General features: G+C 39.5%; 15 protein-coding genes. 10 read left to right on the forward strand and 5 right to left on the reverse strand.

Annotated features, from left to right (window positions below):
* Window positions 1-131 precede the first annotated feature (131 nt).
* Window positions 132-1547, reverse strand: coding sequence for an isochorismate synthase MenF (locus HXY43_RS03405; RefSeq protein WP_290880007.1), 1416 nt, complete (start codon window positions 1545-1547; stop codon window positions 132-134).
* A 305-nt stretch (window positions 1548-1852) separates the two neighbouring features.
* Between HXY43_RS03405 and menA the strand changes: the two genes are divergently transcribed.
* The 3 genes from menA (at window position 1853) to HXY43_RS03420 (ending at window position 5399) form a co-directional block, all read left to right on the forward strand.
* Complete coding sequence (menA, locus tag HXY43_RS03410; RefSeq protein ID WP_290880010.1) at window positions 1853-2761, forward strand: 2-carboxy-1,4-naphthoquinone phytyltransferase; 909 nt, start codon at window positions 1853-1855, stop codon at window positions 2759-2761.
* 92 nt (window positions 2762-2853) lie between these two features.
* Window positions 2854-3915 carry an o-succinylbenzoate synthase gene (locus HXY43_RS03415; protein WP_290880013.1) on the forward strand — a complete coding sequence of 354 codons (1062 nt, stop codon included), beginning with the start codon at window positions 2854-2856 and terminating at the stop codon, window positions 3913-3915.
* Complete coding sequence (locus tag HXY43_RS03420; RefSeq protein WP_290880015.1) at window positions 3909-5399, forward strand: 2-succinylbenzoate--CoA ligase; 1491 nt, start codon at window positions 3909-3911, stop codon at window positions 5397-5399. Before HXY43_RS03415 ends, HXY43_RS03420 begins: the two co-directional genes overlap by 7 nt.
* Before the next feature lie 30 nt (window positions 5400-5429).
* Here the strand turns inward: HXY43_RS03420 and HXY43_RS03425 are convergent, their stop codons facing one another.
* Window positions 5430-5876 carry a thioesterase family protein gene (locus HXY43_RS03425; RefSeq protein WP_290880017.1) on the reverse strand — a complete coding sequence of 149 codons (447 nt, stop codon included), beginning with the start codon at window positions 5874-5876 and terminating at the stop codon, window positions 5430-5432.
* A gap of 272 nt (window positions 5877-6148) precedes the next feature.
* Between HXY43_RS03425 and HXY43_RS03430 the strand changes: the two genes are divergently transcribed.
* Window positions 6149-7030, forward strand: coding sequence for a polymer-forming cytoskeletal protein (locus tag HXY43_RS03430; protein WP_290880020.1), 882 nt, complete (start codon window positions 6149-6151; stop codon window positions 7028-7030).
* Window positions 7031-7092: 62 nt separating this feature from the next.
* Here the strand turns inward: HXY43_RS03430 and HXY43_RS03435 are convergent, their stop codons facing one another.
* The 3 genes from HXY43_RS03435 to HXY43_RS03445 all read right to left on the reverse strand — a co-directional run bounded on the left by HXY43_RS03435 (window position 7093) and on the right by HXY43_RS03445 (window position 10817).
* Window positions 7093-8193, reverse strand: a complete 1101-nt coding sequence (locus HXY43_RS03435) for a T3SS effector HopA1 family protein (protein WP_290880022.1) — start codon at window positions 8191-8193, stop codon at window positions 7093-7095.
* Window positions 8194-8226: 33 nt separating this feature from the next.
* Window positions 8227-9465: a phosphotransferase gene (locus tag HXY43_RS03440; protein ID WP_290880025.1), complete on the reverse strand. Its 1239-nt coding sequence runs from the start codon at window positions 9463-9465 to the stop codon at window positions 8227-8229.
* Between the two features lie 1028 nt (window positions 9466-10493).
* On the reverse strand, window positions 10494-10817 hold the full coding sequence (locus tag HXY43_RS03445) for a TMEM14 family protein (RefSeq protein WP_290880028.1): 324 nt from the start codon (window positions 10815-10817) through the stop codon (window positions 10494-10496).
* An 83-nt stretch (window positions 10818-10900) separates the two neighbouring features.
* Here HXY43_RS03445 and HXY43_RS03450 point away from each other — a divergent pair, with 83 nt between their 5' ends.
* From HXY43_RS03450 to HXY43_RS03475, 6 genes are all read left to right on the forward strand, one after another.
* Window positions 10901-12229 carry an ATP-binding protein gene (locus HXY43_RS03450; RefSeq protein WP_290880031.1) on the forward strand — a complete coding sequence of 443 codons (1329 nt, stop codon included), beginning with the start codon at window positions 10901-10903 and terminating at the stop codon, window positions 12227-12229.
* A 160-nt stretch (window positions 12230-12389) separates the two neighbouring features.
* Entirely contained in the window at window positions 12390-13667 is a 1278-nt protein-coding gene (locus HXY43_RS03455; RefSeq protein ID WP_290880032.1) for a tellurite resistance TerB C-terminal domain-containing protein, read from the forward strand.
* Between the two features lie 136 nt (window positions 13668-13803).
* Complete coding sequence (locus tag HXY43_RS03460) at window positions 13804-15132, forward strand: ATP-binding protein (protein ID WP_290880034.1); 1329 nt, start codon at window positions 13804-13806, stop codon at window positions 15130-15132.
* 133 nt (window positions 15133-15265) lie between these two features.
* The gene (locus HXY43_RS03465) at window positions 15266-17512 is read left to right on the forward strand and encodes a DEAD/DEAH box helicase (protein ID WP_290880036.1); all 2247 of its coding nucleotides are present in this window, start codon (window positions 15266-15268) and stop codon (window positions 17510-17512) included.
* Window positions 17513-17772: 260 nt separating this feature from the next.
* A complete protein-coding gene (locus tag HXY43_RS03470; RefSeq protein ID WP_290880039.1) occupies window positions 17773-19338 on the forward strand; it encodes a choline dehydrogenase in 1566 nt (521 codons plus the stop codon).
* Window positions 19339-19435: 97 nt separating this feature from the next.
* Entirely contained in the window at window positions 19436-19783 is a 348-nt protein-coding gene (locus HXY43_RS03475; RefSeq protein WP_026732580.1) for a hypothetical protein, read from the forward strand.
* The last annotated feature ends 226 nt before the right edge of the window (window positions 19784-20009 follow it).

Below are 20009 nucleotides of genomic sequence, written 5' to 3' on the forward strand. Positions count from 1 at the left end.
GGAGGCTTCCTCCGTAGACGCCCTCCGGGCGGCTTCCCAAAGGGTTCGGAACTTCGGAGCATCCTGCCCGCCCGTATAGAATACAAGATATTTTACGTTTAATTATGTTGACCTACTTACTTCTGCCTTCTTCAAACTAATGCCTTCAGCAATGCCTGAAGTTTGAGTTGAATCTCGGCCAGTTCTTTTTCAGGATCGGAACCTGCAACAATACCCGCACCTGCGTAAAGTCTAGCGCGATCGCCATCTATGAGTGCAGAACGAATCCCAACAATAAATTCACAATTGCCATCAGCATCTACCCATCCCAACGGTGCAGCATACAACCCTCTCTCAAAGCTTTCGTAACGGCGAATTTCAGCACAGGCAATATCTGGTGCTGCACCAGCTACTGCTGGTGTCGGATGTAATTGCGAAACTATTTTTAATGGATGGACGCGATCGGGAACTAGGGCACTAATTGGTGTCCATAAATGCTGGATATTGGATAATTGCCGTAACCGGGGTGGTAAAAGCTGCGGTAATAAACCTAGTTGCGATAGACGTTGAGTGATAAAATCAATCACGAGTGAATGCTCATGTCTTTCTTTATCACTATTGAGTAGGCGATCGGCATTGGCAGCATCTTCAGCAGGTGTTTTTCCTCGTGGTGCGCTTCCTGCTAATGCATCAGTAATTAATTGTTGCTTGTGAATGCTAATTAGACGTTCTGGACTAGCACCAATAAAGTTTTGCCCCTTGCCGTTACTTGTAGAAAAAATATAACAATTCGGATGTAGTTGCCGCAGGTTGTGTAAGGAATTAAACAAATTAAAAGGAGTATTGGATATCACATCTAGTGCATCTGCTAGCACTATTTTACTTACATGCCTGGATTTAATTGTTTCTAAAGCTGAAAATACCGAAAGTTTGAATTTTTCGGGATTAGCAACGGATTTTTTGCTGAATTTTGGCTCTCGACAATCTCGATGGGGAGAGTGATATTCTAAAGAATGGATGATTTCAATTTTTCTCCATAGAATATACAAAAATTCTTCAATATTTACATCAGCATTGATAATTGTGTTAACAACTAATATACAGCGTTTATCTTTTACAGCTATTTGCCAACGAGGCACAAAAACTGTACTTGCTGGGAAAGGATAATCTTGTTGGTAATTTCTCTCAAAAAAACTGAAACTACAAAAAAATAGTGGTCTCGAAAAAACTTCTTCTGTACTGCTAAAATTTATTATATTTTTTAAACAATATTTTATAAATTTTTCTGATTTGCTAAATCGCTCTTTGCCCTCGATTTGTAGTTTTGCGACAGCATCAATTGCAGCAATAGCTTCTTTTTTGCCTTTGTTTTCCCAATAAAAATTAAGTTGATTTGGCTGTGCCAGCTTGTCCATTACTACGAGCGGATCAACCAAGTTAATTTCTAGGGAAATACTGGCTATTTGCGCGGAATTATTTTTTATACTCTTTCGCTGAGCAGCAACAAGAAATTGGTATAGTTCTTTATTATATACAAAAAAGTCAGCAGGACATTGTGAAACTGTCATGGATCTAAAAATAGTAAATTTTTTTGAACTTATCTTCCTAAAGAGTGATAAATCATGGTCGTATTTCTACAGGTAACATAAACAGTCGCTATTTCACCAGCGTGTTGGCTCTGCTAGATGCTGGTTTCGCAATACCCTATATGGCATTGCCTAATTTGGGTTGCAAACAGCAGCTCATGGCATGAGATTAAATCTCAAACGTAGAAAAATGGCTTTCTTGTAGGGTGCTACCTGCATATGGTTTGTATCGAAACCATAAATTTTGGGCATAAGAAAGGTGCTGGCAATTTAATTGATTGTGACTAATGACTACAAAGCTGATTTCATATCCCAAAAATAATCCCAAAACTAAGTTATGGATGGCGGCGATAAAACCGCCAATGTACAGCGTTGCAATTATGCCCATTTGGGTAGGAACGGCTGTAGCTTTTGCGGAAAATAAGAGTTTAAATGGAGCAAATTTTTTTACTTTTTTAGTCGCTGCAATTTTTATTTTGGCTTGGGAAAATATTAGTAATGATGTTTTTGATTCTGAGACAGGAATTGATCGGAATAAATATCATTCTCTGGTGAATTTGACTGGTAACAAGTTATTAATATTTTGGTTAGGAAATATATTTTTATGTTTAGGATTGCTGGGGATATTAGCGATCGCTTGGTGGCAACGTGACTTAACTGTAATCGGGTTAATTCTTGTCTGCTGTGCTTTAGGCTATGTTTACCAAGGGCCTCCCTTTCGTTTAGGATACCAAGGTTTAGGAGAAATTCTTTGCTTTTTTGCCTTTGGGCCACTAGCAGTCTCGGCAGCATACTACAGCCAAACTCAAAGTTGGTCAATGCTAAGTTTAACAGCTTCGGTGATTGTTGGAATTGCTACAACTTTAATTTTATATTGTTCGCACTTTCACCAGGTTAAAGATGACTTAGCCGCAGGAAAGCGATCGCCCATTGTTCGCCTGGGAACGCAAAGAGGCGCACAATTTTTACATTGGTTTACTGGTAGCATTTACGCCCTTAGCTTTTTGTGCGTAGTTTCGGGGATTTTTCCCGTGTGGACATTACTGAGTTGGGTGAGTTTACCTTTTGCCATCAAATTATGCACCCACGTCCAGCAAAATCATGACAACCCAGAAAAAGTCAGTAACAGCAAATTCATCGCCGTCGCCGTGCATTTCTGGTGTTGTTTGCTGTTGGGTGCGGGATTTATGCTTTAAGTTTTTGTTGGTGGTTGGTGGTTGGTAGTTGGTTGTTCCAAGCAACAAACTACCAACAACAAATCCTGACGAATTGATTTGAAGTTGAGGTAGTGAATTACAGATTTGAATTTCGTCCTTATCAACGGAAGTTTGTGCGTGCAGTTGTTACCAGTCACGGTATTTGGGATATCCGTGAAGGTATCATTATTCGCCTCACACATAAGACTGATAAAGTCGGTTGGGGAGAAATCGCCCCGATCGGTTGGTTTGGTTCGGAAACCCTAGCACAAGCCTTAGATTTTTGTCGTCAACTACCAAGGGAAATTACAGAGGAGACTATTTTTTCCATCCCCGATGAGTTACCCGCGTGTCAGTTTGGATTTGAGTCTGCGCTTCGGGAAGTAGGGGATTGGGGATTGGGGAACTCGGGGCCCCCACGACCACAGGGAGTGGGGATTAGGGGCAATGGGGATTGGGAATTGAAAACTGGTTTTCTTACCGATGCCCGATGCCCTTTGCCCGATGCCCAAATTTCATACAGTGGTTTACTACCCGCAGGAGAAGCAGCACTACAGGCATGGGAGAGGCTGTGGCAGCAGGGATATTCTACTTTGAAATGGAAAATAGGTGTTTATCCTACACCTATTGAATTGAAAATTTTGAAATTGCTGATTCAAAGCTTACCAGCCTCTGCAAAACTGCGATTAGATGCTAACGGTGGACTTAGCCAAGAGGAAGCTAATTTATGGCTGGAAACTTGCGATCGCCTTAATGGTAATGATGAATTGCCCGTGGAAATTGAATTTATCGAACAACCCTTGCCTGTAGATCAATTTTCGGCGATTTTGGCATTGAGTCGTCGCTATCAAACAGCGATCGCTTTAGATGAGTCTGTTGCTACACTACAGCAACTAAAGTGCTGTTATCAACAAGGTTGGCGAGGAATTTTTGTCATTAAACCAGGAATAATCGGTTTCCCATCCCGCCTGCGTCAGTTTTGTCAACAGCATGAAATTGATGCTGTGTTTTCATCCGTATTTGAAACTGCCATTGGTAGAAAAGCCGCACTCCAACTTGCAGCGGAATTATCGCGACACAACAGGGCTGTAGGTTTTGGTGTCAATCACTGGTTTACTGAAAATGAGGCTATTGGGCAGGAAAATTTATGGTAAAAATTTTAGAAAATTTTATTAGCAATGACTGGTTGATTTGCGATCGCAGCCATGAACTTCCACAATTAGCCGAACAATTTTATTTAGAATTAACGCAGTTTTCGCACTGGCAAACACCACCAAAAATCATCTTAGCTGAACGCGAACCAGTGCGATTTTTAGCAGGGTTTATAGCCGCTTGTGCAGCTAATTGTCCAATTTTCCTTTGTAATCCTAACTGGGTAAAGCAGGAATGGCAACAAGTCTTTGATTTAGTACAGCCAGATATTATTTGGGGAATGGAGGAAAGAGGAGAGGGAGAGAGGGAGATGGGGGGATGGGGAGAAAAAAGATGGGGGGATAGAGGGATGGAGAGAAAGAAGAATTCTTTTCTCTCCAACTCTCCCACTCTTCCACTCTTCCACTCTCCACACATAATGATTCCCACAGGTGGTTCATCAGGAAAAATTAAATTTGCTGTCCACACTTGGGAAACTCTAACAGCATCAGTACGGGGATTTACAGAATATTTTCAATTGCAAAAAGTCAATTCAGTGTGCGTATTACCTTTATATCATGTTAGCGGTTTAATGCAGTTTGTGCGCTGCTTTACTACTGGTGGCACATTGACTATTTTACCCTTTAAAGAATTAAAATCTGGTCAATTACCTGATATTGAAGCATCAGAATTTTTCATATCTTTAGTACCAACTCAGTTACAGCATCTCCTCCAAAATTCTGATTTAACGGCGTGGCTATCGCAATTTCAGACTGTCCTTTTGGGAGGTGCGCCAGCTTGGGATGAACTTTTAGAGAAAGCAAGATACTACCAAATCAACTTAGCTCTCACCTATGGCATGACAGAAACCGCTTCCCAAATTGCCACACTTAAACCCGACGATTTTCTCAATGGTAAAGTTAACTGCGGTCAAATTCTGCCCCATGCCAAGGTTATAATTTGCAATGATCAAGGTGAAGTTTTAAATACTCATCAAATCGGAAATATTACTATTCAAACTGAATCTTTAGCTCTTGGTTATTATCCTTTAAAGATTACCTTGGGAGAGAGGGGATCTAGCAACTATAATCATAATTTATCTTCCCCATTCCTAAGTTTCAATACAGATGATTTAGGCGTTTTAGATCAAGAAGGTTATTTAAATATAGTTGGACGTAAAAGTGACAAAATCATTACAGGAGGAGAAAACGTCTTTCCTGCCGAAATAGAATCAGCAATCAGAGCAACTGCAATGGTAATTGATGTTTGTGTAGTAGGTGTATCACATCAGTACTGGGGACAAGCGATAACAGCTATTTATATTCCCAAACACTCAAATATCTCTGCGGTAGAAATCCAAAACTCACTTCAAGATAAACTCAGCAAATTTAAACTTCCTAAATATTGGATTCCTGCCCAAAGTTTGCCCCGCAACTCCCAAGGCAAAATCAACCGCCAACAACTACAGCAAATAGCCGCAGAGTTACTACAAATCTCCGAAAAATAAATTTTACAATTATTTCCTTCTGCCTTCTACTTAAATCACCTCTCTTGATTTTCTTCTTTCCATGTTTTCTGCATCTTTACGATTCGCCTCCAACCATTCAAGGATCTGCTCAGGTAAATCTCTTTTATGTCTGCTGTTAGCATCAATACAAACATGTCTAGTGATTGCCTTAGCAACCACCATATCTGCAACAACAATTTCGTAATTGATTTCAAACTTTTCCACACCAACTTTTTGTGGCATTAATCTAACGATTAACTTGTCACCACAAAACATTGGGCGAAAAAAATCCACACTAGCATGAACAATTGGAAAAGCTACAGATGGATTACTAAAAAATTCCTTAAGATTAACACCTGAAGCTCCTAAAGATTCTTCATAAGCTTCATGACAAATTGCCAAAACATTGGCAAAGTATACTACCCCAGCGGCATCAGTATCTTGAAAATGAACGGTACGATTGTAATTGAAAGCCATTGGCAGCAATACCAAAAATGGTAGACAAAGCTAAAGCAGGCACTTAGCCTACTCTTAGAACTAATTTTACAAAATAGAATGGGAGAGGGAAAGCTTCCAAGGGTGAATCATACTAAGTTGCTGAAGTCGGACTTGTTACATTCCGTCGCATTGAAGACAGCTAATCAGACTCAAGATCTTATTTCAACTATTGATAGATTAAATTTCTGAATGTAAACGCTAATAAAGAGGGTATTAGGGATGATTTCTATTTTTAATCAGGGGAAAAGTGAGTGAAACGAAGTACTCTCAAAAAATTTATTTTGCTATTGGTATTAGCCCTGAGCGCGATTTTTTTCTCAGTAACAGCTTTAGCCCAAGCCGACATTAATATCAACAACACTAATATTATCCAGTTTGGGAATGATGTGACAGTTGCGCCTAAGCAGTCTGTGGAAAGTGCCATAGCGATTGGGGGAACGGTAAGGATTCAGCAAGGAGCACGAGTAACCGAGAGTGCAATTGCTATTGATGGAGATGTAATTTTAGAAAAGGGTGCCCGTGTTGATGGTGATGTCTATGCAGTGGGAGGAAAAATTATCACAGAAGAAGGAGCTATTATTGATGGTGCCTCAGGTACAGCCCTAGAGAATGGTAGGTGGGGAATGTATGGTTTTAGAAGGAGGGGAGGTTTTATTTCTCGCTATCTCTTCAATACCGCCTTTCATCTTCTGAACGTACTAATTAGCACTATTATTGGTGTTTTAATCATACTTTGGCGACCAAATTTCCTATTAAACTTGGCAGCGACTGTCAGCCATTATCCCATTCAAAGTGGATTGTGGGGTTTAGGTGGTTTATTTGCTGTCATTGTAGTAATCATTGTGCTGGCAATAAGCTTAATTGGAATTCCCTTATTACCCTTAGTTGCTTTAGCAGTTATGATTACAGTTCTAGTGGGTACTCTTGGAGTAGCTCTTTGGCTTGGGCAAAGAATATTGACAACCCGAGAGCGATCGCCCATGCAACAATTTCTGATTGGCATGCTCATCTTGGGTTTAATTGGTTTGATTCCAGTACTTGGAAACCTAGTATTGTTAGTAGTAAATATATTAGGCTTTGGTGTATTACTGGCATGGTGGTTAGGCAATGTCAGATCGCAAACCGTGGATTAAATCAAAAGTGTTCAAGGAGCCTCCGACGGAGGTTGAGATGAAATGGTTTGTATTCGTATTTTTTATTTTTTGCAAGTCCCTAAAGGATAATAGATATCCTTAGAACTGGGATTGAGGTAGGGACGCTGCAAATCAATTCCGAAACTAGCAAAATGTTGGCAGATAGTTCGCATTCTTTCCTCAGTGGAATTGTAGCCTTTTTGCCAAGCCTCAAATAAGGCATTAGCGACTAATTGGCAGCGGTTAATGCCAAAACTTTCCCGAGAAACAAATTTTTTGGTTGGTTCTTCAGCTAAACTCAACCCAGATGCCAAAAATTTGGTAAATAAAGGAATTTCTGGGTGAAAATGGGATTTATGCTGTGCATATACGGCTTGTAAGACTTCTCGGACTGCTGGATAGTCGTGGCGTTGAAAGTAAAGCACTCCCGAGTCATAACGTCCGTAGGCAGAAGGATTGTATGGAACCTGAAAGTTGAAGGGGATTACTGCATCATTTAGTTGCATTGTCAAGCTTTCCATCATGGCGATCGCTCCTGATGGAGTTAAATTCAAGTAGATTCGTCCTTCTCCTAAATCATCGTCAGGATTGCTTCCCAGTTTCTGAGCAACATTGCCAACTGCTACGTAACAACCATTTTGCAGCCGATTTTTCGGCATCCAAATGTTTAGTAACTCACCAACCTTGGCAGATTGCACGATTGCTTCTAGATGAGAATCGCTTTCAATATGCAACGTCAAACCGCCTTTACTCACCGCCAGACTGCCATCTGGTTCGCGTCGCAACACCTGCCAACCAGAATCAAAATACCCAGTACCGTGATTGCTCTCGTGCAATTGCTCGTAAAATTGCCAATCAATCTCCAAGATAGAATTGTTTTCTATGCTTTTATGAGGTAAACAATTTACTGGCTTGGCATTTATTGCTAAGACATTTTGTAACAAGCCATTGTAATAGATACCGTAGATAAAATTTCGTAACAGTAAGGTGAAATACTTACGCTGTAGTTCTACTGAATTTTTCTGAAATCTCTCTGCCAACCGATCTGGCAAGGCGAAAGGTTGATAGTTAGGATGGCAGATGCAAAAATTAGGCTCTATCTCGATATTGTTAACGATATCTAGTAGAGAATTTAGCAGATGATTGTCAGAAAAATCTAGCATGATTCCGAACCTCCCCATCTCCCTGTATAGTTATCAACACCCACGCAAACGGGTTTTGTTGTAATAAAGGCGAACTAAATTCTGTTCTGTTTTGGTTTGGGGTAGTTTGGCAAATTTTGCAAAAGGCTTGATGATTTCCGACTCCGAAATGCCAAAAACTGTCATTACAGATTCTTGGGGTCTAGTAAGCAGAGTTTTAGCAACTTGGAGCACACAAAGACTAGCATTATTAAAGAATTTGCGGTCTTGAATAGTTTCTTGAAGGTGCTGAATGAGTACAAGACCTGCAAACTGAACTACTCGCTGGATCAACTCGCGACGGTACTCCAAAATTACGGGGAAAGCGTCTAGATAAGCTTGGATAAAGGCAAGTATGGAAGGGTGGAGATCCTCTAGTGGTGTTGCTGCTAATTGTAGAGATTCTTCTAACTCAATGGAGGGATCTACTACCAAACTTTCTAACCAAATTTTTAAATAACTTGCCAGTACAGTGCCCAAATCAAAAGCTGGATCTCCCCAACTACAAGCTTCCCAATCAATTAGTCTGACAAGGCAATTATCTAGTTGTTTCCACCGAGAATGCACCAAGATATTTTCTAGCTTCAGGTCATTGTGAGTTAAACAGCAAGGTTGCCATAAGGCTGCTAATTCCGCGATCGCTGCTTCTAAACTTTCATAGCGTTGATAAAGAACATAAAACTTGAGCGCATCGCTAGGAACATTACCAAAAATTTCTGGACTAATTGACCCCATCCCTTGTGCTGGATTGTAAAACTGATAGCGAAATTGCCCTTGGGGAGCAGTTGCCATAAACTCGCGATACTCGCGCTGATTGAATGTTGCACGATGCAGTCCACCCAAGCTAGTGCCTATGGCTGCTGCTATTTCTGGGGGATAAATATCATTTCGTTGATAAAAATTAGCTAGTTCAAAATATTCCGTTAGATAGTTGCGAACAAGAATAGAATTTTCTTCATCAAAATGCAGCAATAATGATGCTATTTCAGAAATATTTCCTAAAACTGGAAACTGCTGTAACAACTGATGAAAGAGCCACTCATTGAAAAATTCTTGGGGGATACCATCATTATCAACACAACGTTCTTGTTTAACCAACAGCTTGCGATCCCCTCCTAGCTTTACCAGTAAGTTGAAATTCTTCTTGCTAGTTTCTGGTAACTCCCATTCAGTAGATGCGCTATCTTTTGAACCACACAGACCCATTTCTTGGAGATGCGGGATGACATTGTGAGAGGACAGTGAAAATACCATATATTATTTCCTAAATCGTAAAACTGCTTAGATAATTAGCTATTTTATTATTAATTTGGTTTAAGTACTATTCGCCAGATAGTAAAAACACGCGTAGATCAATATTCATTACTACAATCTACTAATATCCTATATCTTCAACAAAAGCTTGCCAAAATGGCAATCCAGCCTTTACTCATTCTTTAAACTTTGGATGCATACGGATTGAAAACTTTAAAAACTTTTGATTATTTTTTGATTGTTATTTGCTGGTTGTTAGTTGTTGACTACTTACCAAATGTACTGGTGGTTTTAGCAATGATGGATCTAGTGACAATGACGGGATATATATTGAAACCCTCTACTAACTACGAATTTATAACCATTACAGATTAGGGGTTTTGGAAATAAAGTTTTTAATTAAACCTCATAATCACATACCTATATTTTGCTTGTACATCAGATGTTGGTAACGCTTAGTGGTACAAGAATTTATGCCTATTTCCGGATCTGTACTAATGATTTTTGTAAATCTAATGGCTTGCTCTCACTAACTAATTATCTGTTGAGTTCCTTCTCACCACACAATACTTTTGTTAAAGCTTTATAAATATACTGTATTTATTTGGTTTATCTATTGTGTTTGCTCTTAAACTCAGAGAGTTTACGGTTGTACTCAACAGTTGTTCTTTATCGTTTGGATAAATTTGACCCATAGCCTCAAACACGCGATCGCCAAAAATTGATTTTGACTGCTTTTCACACTTAAAAACATTTTTTAATAACCTGGATAAACAGCAAAAATCCGATCAACAATTTGAGTAAGGCAAATTGCGTAAAGGGGACTGGGGATTGGGCAAGGGGCATCGGGCAAGGGGCATCGGAAAAATCAGTACTTCAATCCCCAATCCCCAATCCCTAAATTAGTCCGGTTTGCGACAAAAGCAGCTTGCGGTAATATAAATGTACTAATAAAGTTATGTGAGGTACATGCCCATGTACAAAGTGCACAACAAGCAATAATCTTCCCTGTTTCTGTTTGGTTTCCCCTAACTTCTTAATGTTGTCAGTTGATTTACTATCACCGCTAATGTCAGCATACCTAAAACCGTCATCAATCCTGCGGGCATAAACTTGCGTGTTTTAGCTAGTCTAAATGCAAAGACAACTAATAGTACAGCTGTTACCACAGCTGCTAAAATCAAACCCCAAGTCTCTCCTTGGATTTGCACAAAAGCCGCAAAGATGAGCAATAAACCACTAATGCTACCACTAAAAAGCGAAACATTACTACCAGCAGTTACGTAGCCGATGATACCACCGATTAAAGTAATAATGCCGTAGGCAAGGGTAGCAATAATACCTAAATTCATTGTTAAAACCTATGTAGATTTTGATTTTGCTGCAAGCCTCGGCAGACAATTTACCATAGCTGTTTAGCCAAATAACCCAATTGATGGATAATCAAGCAATGCCTACGGCAAGTACTTCGTCCTACGCAAAGGTTCAATTCCTTCAGCGCCAAGCAGCATCTCTGTTACTCTACCAATCTGTTCTACAAAAGGAAGTAGGTGTAGCATTTCTTGACCTGTTACAAGCGATACGTTACACTGAAGCGGATGCAAGGAATTGCCTACAAGCCTACGGCAATTACTTTAAATCCTTAGCAGCTAGAAATCAAAATTGGGAAGAATATCTCATCATCCAAATTCTCACAGATGAGAATCCTTTTACCAGGCAAGCTCAACAGCGAGAATTTGCAAATCTGCCTCCAGCTTTGATAGCAGCAGCAAAACATGATTTACATATACTACAGAATCTTTATGAATGTAGCAGTGCCATTTTGAGTGAATGGGTGCAAGCTGTAGCCCATCTACCTGTCTCACCAGTAGTATGGTATCAAGAGCAAGATGGGGTAGTAGGAGCGGAGATACGATTAGTCACGTCTTTACAACATTTAGAAAATTGGGCTGATGCTGTAGAAGATTTAGCAACTTACTATCGGCAATTTGGTACAGGTATATTTGCAGAGTGTAAAGCTTTGCGTTGGCAAGCTGGGCAGTTTGTCGGCATACCGTACCCCGATCCAGTGAAATTGAATGACCTCGCGGGTTATGAGTCGCAAAAAGAAGCTTTGTTAAAAAATACAGAGTTTCTATTGTCTGGACAGGTGGCACTGCACGTATTACTTTATGGCAGCCGCGGTTCGGGAAAATCTTCTCTAGTTAAAGCTTTGCTGAATGAGTATGGCGATCGCAACTTGCGCTTGCTAGAAGTGGCAAAATCACAATTGCAAGATTTACCAGTAATAGTGGAACAATTGCGAGGACTACCACACAAATTTATCATCTTTGTTGATGACCTGTCTTTTGAAGAAGATGACGACGTCTTTAAAGCACTAAAAGTAGTCTTAGAAGGCAATTTAACTGCACGCCCGCAAAACATCGTGGTGTATGCTACTTCTAATCGCCGTCACTTGGTTCGGGAGTTTTTTGCTGATAGACCTGCTCCAAAGGACAACGATGAAATTCATGCTTGGGATACTATGCAGGAGAAGCTTTCATTTAGCGATCGCTTTGGTCTGACACTCACTTTTGAGCCTGCTGACCAAAAAACTTATTTAAAAATTGTCCGGCATCTTGCAGACTTGGCTGGAATTAATATCAGTCAGCAAGATTTAGAATATCATGCTTTGCAATGGGCAACTCGTCACAATGGTCGTTCTGGAAGAACAGCACGACAATTTGTTGATTTTTTTAAAGCAGATAGGTTAATTTTTGGTTGACAAAATAATACAGCCAAAACCTAGTACCGCTATCGAGTCAGTGACAAATCACGCCTTCAAATGATACGGATTATGCAGAAATACTTGCATCTATCAATTTCAAAATTATAGCGAAAATGTATATTTAATGACCAACAAAGCTTATTCTGACCCTTTAACTATGCTCAAAACAAGCAATATGCAACCAGCAATGATAAGCAATCGGTTTATTCTCGGTATAGTTGCCTTTGGTGTGAGTTTTGGTCTTAGTCTGGTTCTTCATTGGGATTTTAATAAAGCCTTTCTCACTGGTATCATTACAGTAGCTGCCACCTACCTAGCAGCATTGTTTGTAGATAAGCGACGTAGAAACAATGAAATGCTGATTTTAGATTCACTCCACAGACGTATTAAAGAAATGGAGGGTTTAAAATCTCGGCTGGTAGCGGAAATTAATCAACTAGATACACATCACGCCTCGTTGTATAAAGAATCCAGTCAACTGCAAAATCAAATTGTAGAACGTCGCACCCAAAGAGAGAGCCTCAGTCGCGAATTAAGCAGTATTATCGTCGATAAAAAACAGTTAGAAGGGCAAGTAATTTACTTACAAAATGAAATTCACAACCTTGAAAAAACTAAAGTAGAAACTAATAACACTCTGAGTGCAGAAAAACGCCGTTTAGAATTAAATTGCAATTTATCTAAAGCAGAAATAAATAATCTGCAAACTCAAATTTGTGACCTTCAACAACAAAAACAAGAACTAGAAAGCAATTTAACTCTACTGGAAAGACTAAAACCCCAATTAGAAGAAAAGCTGCATAAACTGAGGCTGAAAATACAAGAACTAGAAGCAGAAAGCAAAAATCAAAATCAAATACTCACAGAGAAAAAAGCCGAAACTAAAAATATAGAACTGAACCTCAATTATTTACAAGAGCAAATCACAGAAAAACAAACTCTACTTGAGCAGCTACAAGAGCAAGTTTCATTATTGCAAGATGAACGCGATCATTTGCAAAGCCAAGTTTGGGAGTTGTTACAACACATAGAAACCCTCAATCCGGAAAATGTATCAGAAAATGAGTATGACACAAATGCTGATTTATTTCCTTTTTCCGATTTACTTGACACAATAGAAGAAGAAACAACAGATAATCTACTACAAGAATGGACTACATTTTTAGAGCAGCTGCCGAATTATGAAATGCAGGTATTAAAAGCAGTTTTAGAACAAGAAAATCCCAACGCTGCAATTAAGAAAATTGCTGAAGCAAATATCACTATGCCCAATTTATTGATTGATTCTATCAATGAAAGAGCCAATAACACTCTCGGTGAATTGATCATTGACCCAAGCTCAGCAATTCCAGAAATTTACCCAGAACATGAGAGTAATCTGAAAAGAGCGATCGCAATTTACGAAAACGCGATCGCCAGACAAACATCAAATTAAACCACTGCGTTGAGTCAACAGTCAAATGTCAAAAGTCAAAAGTCAACGGATATGACTTTAAAAATCTTGATCGGCAGCTAAACATGAAAGTAATGCCCACCTTCAAGCTAAAATACATTGAAGTGAGGTGAACTACATGGCAAAGCTCAAAATCTCGAAAAAAGTATCTACTGCTATCATCAATTCCCTTAGCGCGGGGGTAGTGCCAAGGGTAGGACTGGAATATGTAGCAGTAGGTCGGGAAAAAGAACTGAAAAGCCTGTTACAAAACCTCAATGACATTGCAGAAGGGGTAGCAGCATTTCGCTTTATCATTGGCAACTATGGTTCAGGCAAAAGCTTCATGCTGCAATTGCTTCGCAACCATGCAATGGAGCAAGGTTTTGTAGTTGCTGATGCAGATTTATCTTCAGAACGCAGGCTAGCAGGAACAAATAATGAAGGTCTAGCAACCTATCGAGAATTAATGAGCCGTCTTGCTACAAAAACTCGTCCTGATGGTGGTGCTTTAGTTTCAATTTTAGAGGGATGGATTAATAAAATTCAGCAAGAAGTAGCCAAAGAAACTGGCATGCGTCCTAATGATGACGGCTTTGATGACCAAGTAGAAACAAAAATCAGGGAAGTAATCCAGTATATAGAAGACTTAGTTCATGGTTTTGATTTTGGTAGTGTAATCATTGCTTATTGGCGGGGTTATCGCTTAGATGACGATGATTTGAAAGTCGCTGCTTTGCGCTGGTTGCGCGGAGAATATAGCACTAAAACAGAAGCAAAAGCTGCCTTGGGAGTGCGCGTTATTATTGATGATGATAGTTGGTATGACTACATTAAATTACTAGCTAAGTTTGTGGCTGAAATTGGGTATAAAGGACTTTTAATATTGCTAGATGAAGCCGCGCACTTATATCAAATCTCTACTACGGTTACTCGCGAAAAAAATTATAACCGACTGCTAGCAATATTTAATGACACCATGCAGTGTAAAGCAGAACATCTTGGTGTTGCCATAGGTGGAACCACAAAATTTTTAGAAGATCCAAATCGCGGACTATTTGCAGATGCAGCTTGGCGCAGACGCACCAAAGAAAGTCGTTTTGTCACCCAGGTTGGCATGCAGGAGTTTTTAGGGCCAGTCATGCGGCTAAACCCGTTAACTCAAGAAGAAATTTTAACACTGTTGCAAAGATTGGCTGAAATTCATACGCTCAATTTTGGTTATGAGCAGACTTTGAAAAGTCGCGATTTAAAAGATTTTGTCCAAGAAATAGTCAATCGCCTGGGTGCAGCAGCATTGCTAACTCCAGGTGAAATTGTGCGGGATTTTATTAGCGTATTGAATATTCTGTATCAAAATCCAGGAATAGCTTTTGGTGAATTAATTCGTGGTACTGATTTTAAACCTACTGTTGTGGGTAAAGATACACATGTAGATGAGGATGATGTAGCGGAATTTAGTTTATAAAAATTGTAGGGTGCGTTAGGCGCACAGGATTACTGATGTTTGGTAGAATAGAAGATTTTTTGCGCCGTAACGCACCGCCTTTACTGAAGATGGCGCTATTTTATATAGATGCACATATTCCATCCAAATTGGCATGAGCTATACATACCATAAAGCCGAAGCCTTACATACCTTTTCCAAACTCGCACCCTTTATTCAAGAATATATTTACGATCGCAACTGGACAGAATTACGACCAGTGCAGCTCGCAGCTTGTCAAGTTATCTTTGATACTGATGCTCACTTACTAGTTGCAGCTGGTACAGCTTCAGGGAAAACAGAAGCAGCGTTCCTACCAGTTTTGACTCTATTACACGAAAACCCATCCAGCACTATTGGCGCATTATATATTGGTCCTATTAAAGCATTAATTAACGATCAATTTGAACGTCTGAATGATTTGCTAAAAGAAGCGAATATTCCCGTTTGGCATTGGCATGGTGATGTTTCTCAAACTCATAAAAACAAGCTTCTGAAAAATCCCCAAGGCATTCTGCAAATTACACCTGAGTCTTTAGAAAGTTTGTTGATTAACAAAAATAATGACCTCTTGCGTCTGTTTGGTGATTTACGATTTGTAGTTATCGATGAAATTCACGCATTTATGGGTACAGAGAGGGGTTGCCAGATTCTTTGTCAATTAGCAAGAATAGGGTATGTGACGCAAAAACAACCCCGTAGAATCGGTTTATCAGCAACTCTCGGTGATTATGCAATGGCTGAGGAGTGGTTGTGTTCTGGAACTGAAAAGTCAGTTATTACTCCGAAGATTGAGGTAGGAAAGCGACAAATTAGACTAGCGGTGGAGCATTTTTATCTTGGTAATGATAATCGATTTTTGGAAGGAAAGAACCACAAAGTACACGAAGGAAGAGAAGCTAGTGGTTATGATAAATATATTTTTAATCTTAGTAAGGCTCGTAAATGCCTGATTTTTGCTAACAGTAAATCGCAAACTGAATCTGCGATCGCATCTTTGCGAAAAATCGCAGCGGAGGAAGGAGAACCGGATATCTATCATGTACATCACGGTAGTATATCTGCTAGCTTGCGGCAAGTTGCCGAAGATGCAATGCGCGAACCTAATCAGCCAGCTGTGACGGCTGCAACTTTAACTTTAGAATTAGGTATAGATATTGGTTATCTGGAGCGAGTTATTCAGTTAGAGTCTCCGCTTTCTGTCGCGAGTTTTTTACAGCGTTTGGGACGTACAGGAAGGAGAGGCGAAACTGCTGACATGCGCTTTGTTTGTGCTGAAGATAAACCATCACCAGAAGCAGCGTTAGCAGAACAAATTCCCTGGCAACTTTTACAGTGTATTGCGATTATTCAGCTTTATTTGGAAGAACGATGGATTGAACCGATAAGACCTATTAAATATCCGTTCAGTTTGCTGTATCACCAGACGATGAGCATTTTATTAGCAACAGGAGAAATTTCACCTGCTGCCCTTGCAAAAAAAGTTTTGAATTTACCATCTTTTGCTGCTATCTCCAAAGAGGATTTTAAATTATTATTGCGCTATTTAATTGATATTAATCATCTTCAATTAACCGAACAAGGTAAACTAATTTTGGGTTTGGCGGGTGAAAAGGTAGTAGGTAAGTTCAAGTTTTATGCTGTTTTTCCAGATAATGAGGAATTTGTTGTTAGACAAGGGACTGTAGAGATTGGTAGCATATTTATGCCGCCACCTGTGGGAAATCAATTTGCTTTGGCAGGTAAAACTTGGGAAGTTATAGAAGTTGATTTCAAGAAAAAGATTATTTTAGTTAAACAGGTTGAAGGCCAAGCAAGTGTTTTTTGGCGTGGTGGTAGTGGCACAATTCACACACGCATTTTACAAAAAATGCGGCAAATTTTATTTGAAGACATAGAATATCCTTATTTGCAAAATAATGCAATCAAACGTTTGCAGGCTGTACGCAAACTAACACGAAATTCTGGATTAGATCAAAAGAATATTTTGCCATTAGCTCAAGATAAATGTTGTATATTTCCCTGGATAGGTACGGTAGCTTACCGCACTTTGGAACGGTTAATCAATACTTTCTGCCGTGAATCTTTGGAAATTAAAAGTATTATTGGTGTTAATCCTTATTTTTTGACAATTAAATTGGGCAAAGATAAAGTTAAATATTTGTATCCAGAGATTATTTCTTTATGTGAGCAAAGAATAAAATCAGAAGATTTATTAAGTGATGCAGAAGCACCAGAAATGCAAAAATATGATAAGTTTATTCCTCATCCGCTTTTACGGAAAGCTTTTGCCAACGATTATTTAGATATGGCAGAACTGAGGCAGCAAGTGAAGCTTTGGTCTGATTCTACAAATTCATAATTTTGAGGAAGATGTTAATGCCGATTTTGGGGCGATCGCAGCTTGTGGGATACCCTTTCCGAGAGTTAAGGGACTTCCAAATAAAAAACATCCCAAATTTTCTTGTGGGATGGGTGTCCCCACCCGTCCCATCTGAGGGGCGCGCAGGATGCCCACCCCACAAGAGGTCTAATTTATTTCTTGGAAATGCCTAAACCTCTACCGCGTAGGTTTAAGCACCATTAGCTATAATATTCGGTTGAAAAAGAAGTTTTTTTATGATTTACGATTATGTAATTATTGGTGCAGGTTCAGCAGGTTGTGTTCTGGCTAACCGCTTAACAGAAGATCCAAAAACTACAGTATTACTGCTAGAGGCAGGAAACCCAGATCAAAAACAAGATATCCATATTCCTGCTGGTTTCTCTAAGTTATTTAAAACAGAATATGACTGGGCTTATTACACAGAAAAACAGCCCTACTTAAATAACCGTCAATTATACTGGCCTCGTGGCAAAGTTTTAGGTGGAAGTAGTTCGATTAACGCCATGATATACATTCGCGGTAACTGGCGCGACTATGACCATTGGCACGATTTAGGTAATCAAGGTTGGAGTGCAAAAGAGGTACTTCCCTACTTTATTAAAGCTGAAAATCAGAACATACTAAAAAATGATTATCACGGTGTGGGTGGGCCTCTTAACGTCACTAATCTGCGCTGTATTAACCCGCTTTCCCGTGCCTTCGTAGAAGCAGGAATAGAAGCAGGTTTACCGTTCAATCAAGATTTTAACGGTGCGGAACAAGAAGGAGTAGGGTTTTATCAAGTAACTCAGAAAAACGGTAAACGTCACAGTGTAGCAACTGCTTATTTAAAGCCAGTATTGCAGCGACAAAATTTGACCGTTAAAACTAATGCACAAGTAACTAAAATAAATTTTTCAGGCACGCAAGTTTTTGGTATAACCTACCTTCATCAAGGTTCATTTGATGAAATAAAAGTCGCTAAAGAAGTAATTTTATGTGGTGGTACTATTAACTCACCACAATTGTTAATGCTATCGGGAGTTGGAGATGCTGAGCAATTAAAATCTTTGGATATTCCTGTTGTAGTAGATTTGCCTGGTGTCGGCAAAAATTTACAAGATCATCTTGCGTTACCGATTGCTTATAAATGTACTAAACCTATATCTTTAGCAAATGCAGATACATTTGAAAACGTTTTGAAATACTTACTTTTTAAAAATGGCCCTCTGACCACAAATGTGGCAGAAGCGGGAGGCTTTGTCAAAACTAGACCTGAGTTAAAAATACATGACCTGCAATTCCATTTTGCTCCCGTTTATTTTTTAAATCACGGCTTCACACGTCCTGATGGACATGGTTTTACTTTTGGCCCAACTCTTTTATATCCTCAAAGTCAAGGTAGCATTACTTTACGCTCTAATAATCCCTTAGAAGCACCTCTTATTCAGCCAAATTATCTAGAAAAAGAAGCTGATTTGGAAGTATTAGTTGCAGGTGTAAAACTTTCTCGTCGGCTAGTGCAAATGAAAGCTTTTGATACCTTTCGGGGTGAAGAATTTGTTCCTGGTTTGCAAGTACAAGATGATGAGGAAATTCGCGTTTATATTCGCAACAGTGTGGAAACTTTATATCACCCGGTGGGCACTTGCAAGATGGGTAACGATGACATGTCGGTGGTCAACTCCCAACTTCAAGTACATGGAGTACAAGGACTGCGAGTGGTAGATGCATCAATTATGCCAACTATTATAGGTGGTAATACTAATGCTCCCACAATAATGATTGCTGAAAAGGCTGCCGATCTGATTAAGAACTGTTAAGTGTTTTGAATTTCATAAGCAAATGCCTCTAGCCGATACCTTAGTGTAAATGCTTAAATACCCATAGTTAAAACTAACGTGGTGACACGGACATGATATGAATTACGAAACTGCTCGTAAATTCCTGATAGACCAAACAATCACAACAGAAGAAAACCCAGACGCGTTACTAAGGCGTTTGCAGCAGGGAAAACCCCCAGTTCCCGGCCAGATTACTTCAACATTGCTGGCGTTGAAAGTGGTGTTTGAAGGCCTCAAAGAAGCTACTACGATTGAGCGAGAACTAGCTTATGCCTTATATCAGCTCACCATCCAAACTCAAATGCTGTTTGCAGCAGGACGTAAAGCAGGGATTGAATGGCCTCCCCTGCTGAAAGAAGACTTGCTGAGAATTGCGATCGCCACCGAAGGAATTTTTTCTGGTAACTGGCAAAATTTACACTAACGGTTAGTAGTTAGGAAACTCTGCCTTTGTTAAAATTCACAAACTGACCAACAGGAATAGACTTAAGATATATTGTTATGCACTTATATTTGTCGCCGACAAGAAAAAAATAGAACTCAAAAACGTCACAGTAATTTCTGGATAGGTTTATATGGTCAAAATTGGATAGTTGCTTGGCATGAGTGTCAAGCATGGGTCGAGGAACTGCTCGGTTTGAGTCGCAATA

The sequence above is a fragment of the Fischerella sp. genome, assembly GCF_013388695.1.
Lineage (GTDB): Bacteria > Cyanobacteriota > Cyanobacteriia > Cyanobacteriales > Nostocaceae > PCC9605.

Coding starts and splice junctions, on each gene's coding strand:
- HXY43_RS03440 (WP_290880025.1), bottom strand. CDS start 9,465: ATGGTATTTTCACTGTCCTCTCACAATGTCATCCCGCATCTCCAAGAA.
- HXY43_RS03425 (WP_290880017.1), bottom strand. CDS start 5,876: ATGGCTTTCAATTACAATCGTACCGTTCATTTTCAAGATACTGATGCC.
- HXY43_RS03465 (WP_290880036.1), top strand. CDS start 15,266: ATGAGCTATACATACCATAAAGCCGAAGCCTTACATACCTTTTCCAAA.
- HXY43_RS03435 (WP_290880022.1), bottom strand. CDS start 8,193: ATGCTAGATTTTTCTGACAATCATCTGCTAAATTCTCTACTAGATATC.
- HXY43_RS03475 (WP_026732580.1), top strand. CDS start 19,436: ATGAATTACGAAACTGCTCGTAAATTCCTGATAGACCAAACAATCACA.
- HXY43_RS03445 (WP_290880028.1), bottom strand. CDS start 10,817: ATGAATTTAGGTATTATTGCTACCCTTGCCTACGGCATTATTACTTTA.
- menA (WP_290880010.1), top strand. CDS start 1,853: ATGACTACAAAGCTGATTTCATATCCCAAAAATAATCCCAAAACTAAG.
- HXY43_RS03455 (WP_290880032.1), top strand. CDS start 12,390: ATGCTCAAAACAAGCAATATGCAACCAGCAATGATAAGCAATCGGTTT.
- HXY43_RS03460 (WP_290880034.1), top strand. CDS start 13,804: ATGGCAAAGCTCAAAATCTCGAAAAAAGTATCTACTGCTATCATCAAT.
- HXY43_RS03450 (WP_290880031.1), top strand. CDS start 10,901: ATGGATAATCAAGCAATGCCTACGGCAAGTACTTCGTCCTACGCAAAG.
- HXY43_RS03405 (WP_290880007.1), bottom strand. CDS start 1,547: ATGACAGTTTCACAATGTCCTGCTGACTTTTTTGTATATAATAAAGAA.
- HXY43_RS03420 (WP_290880015.1), top strand. CDS start 3,909: ATGGTAAAAATTTTAGAAAATTTTATTAGCAATGACTGGTTGATTTGC.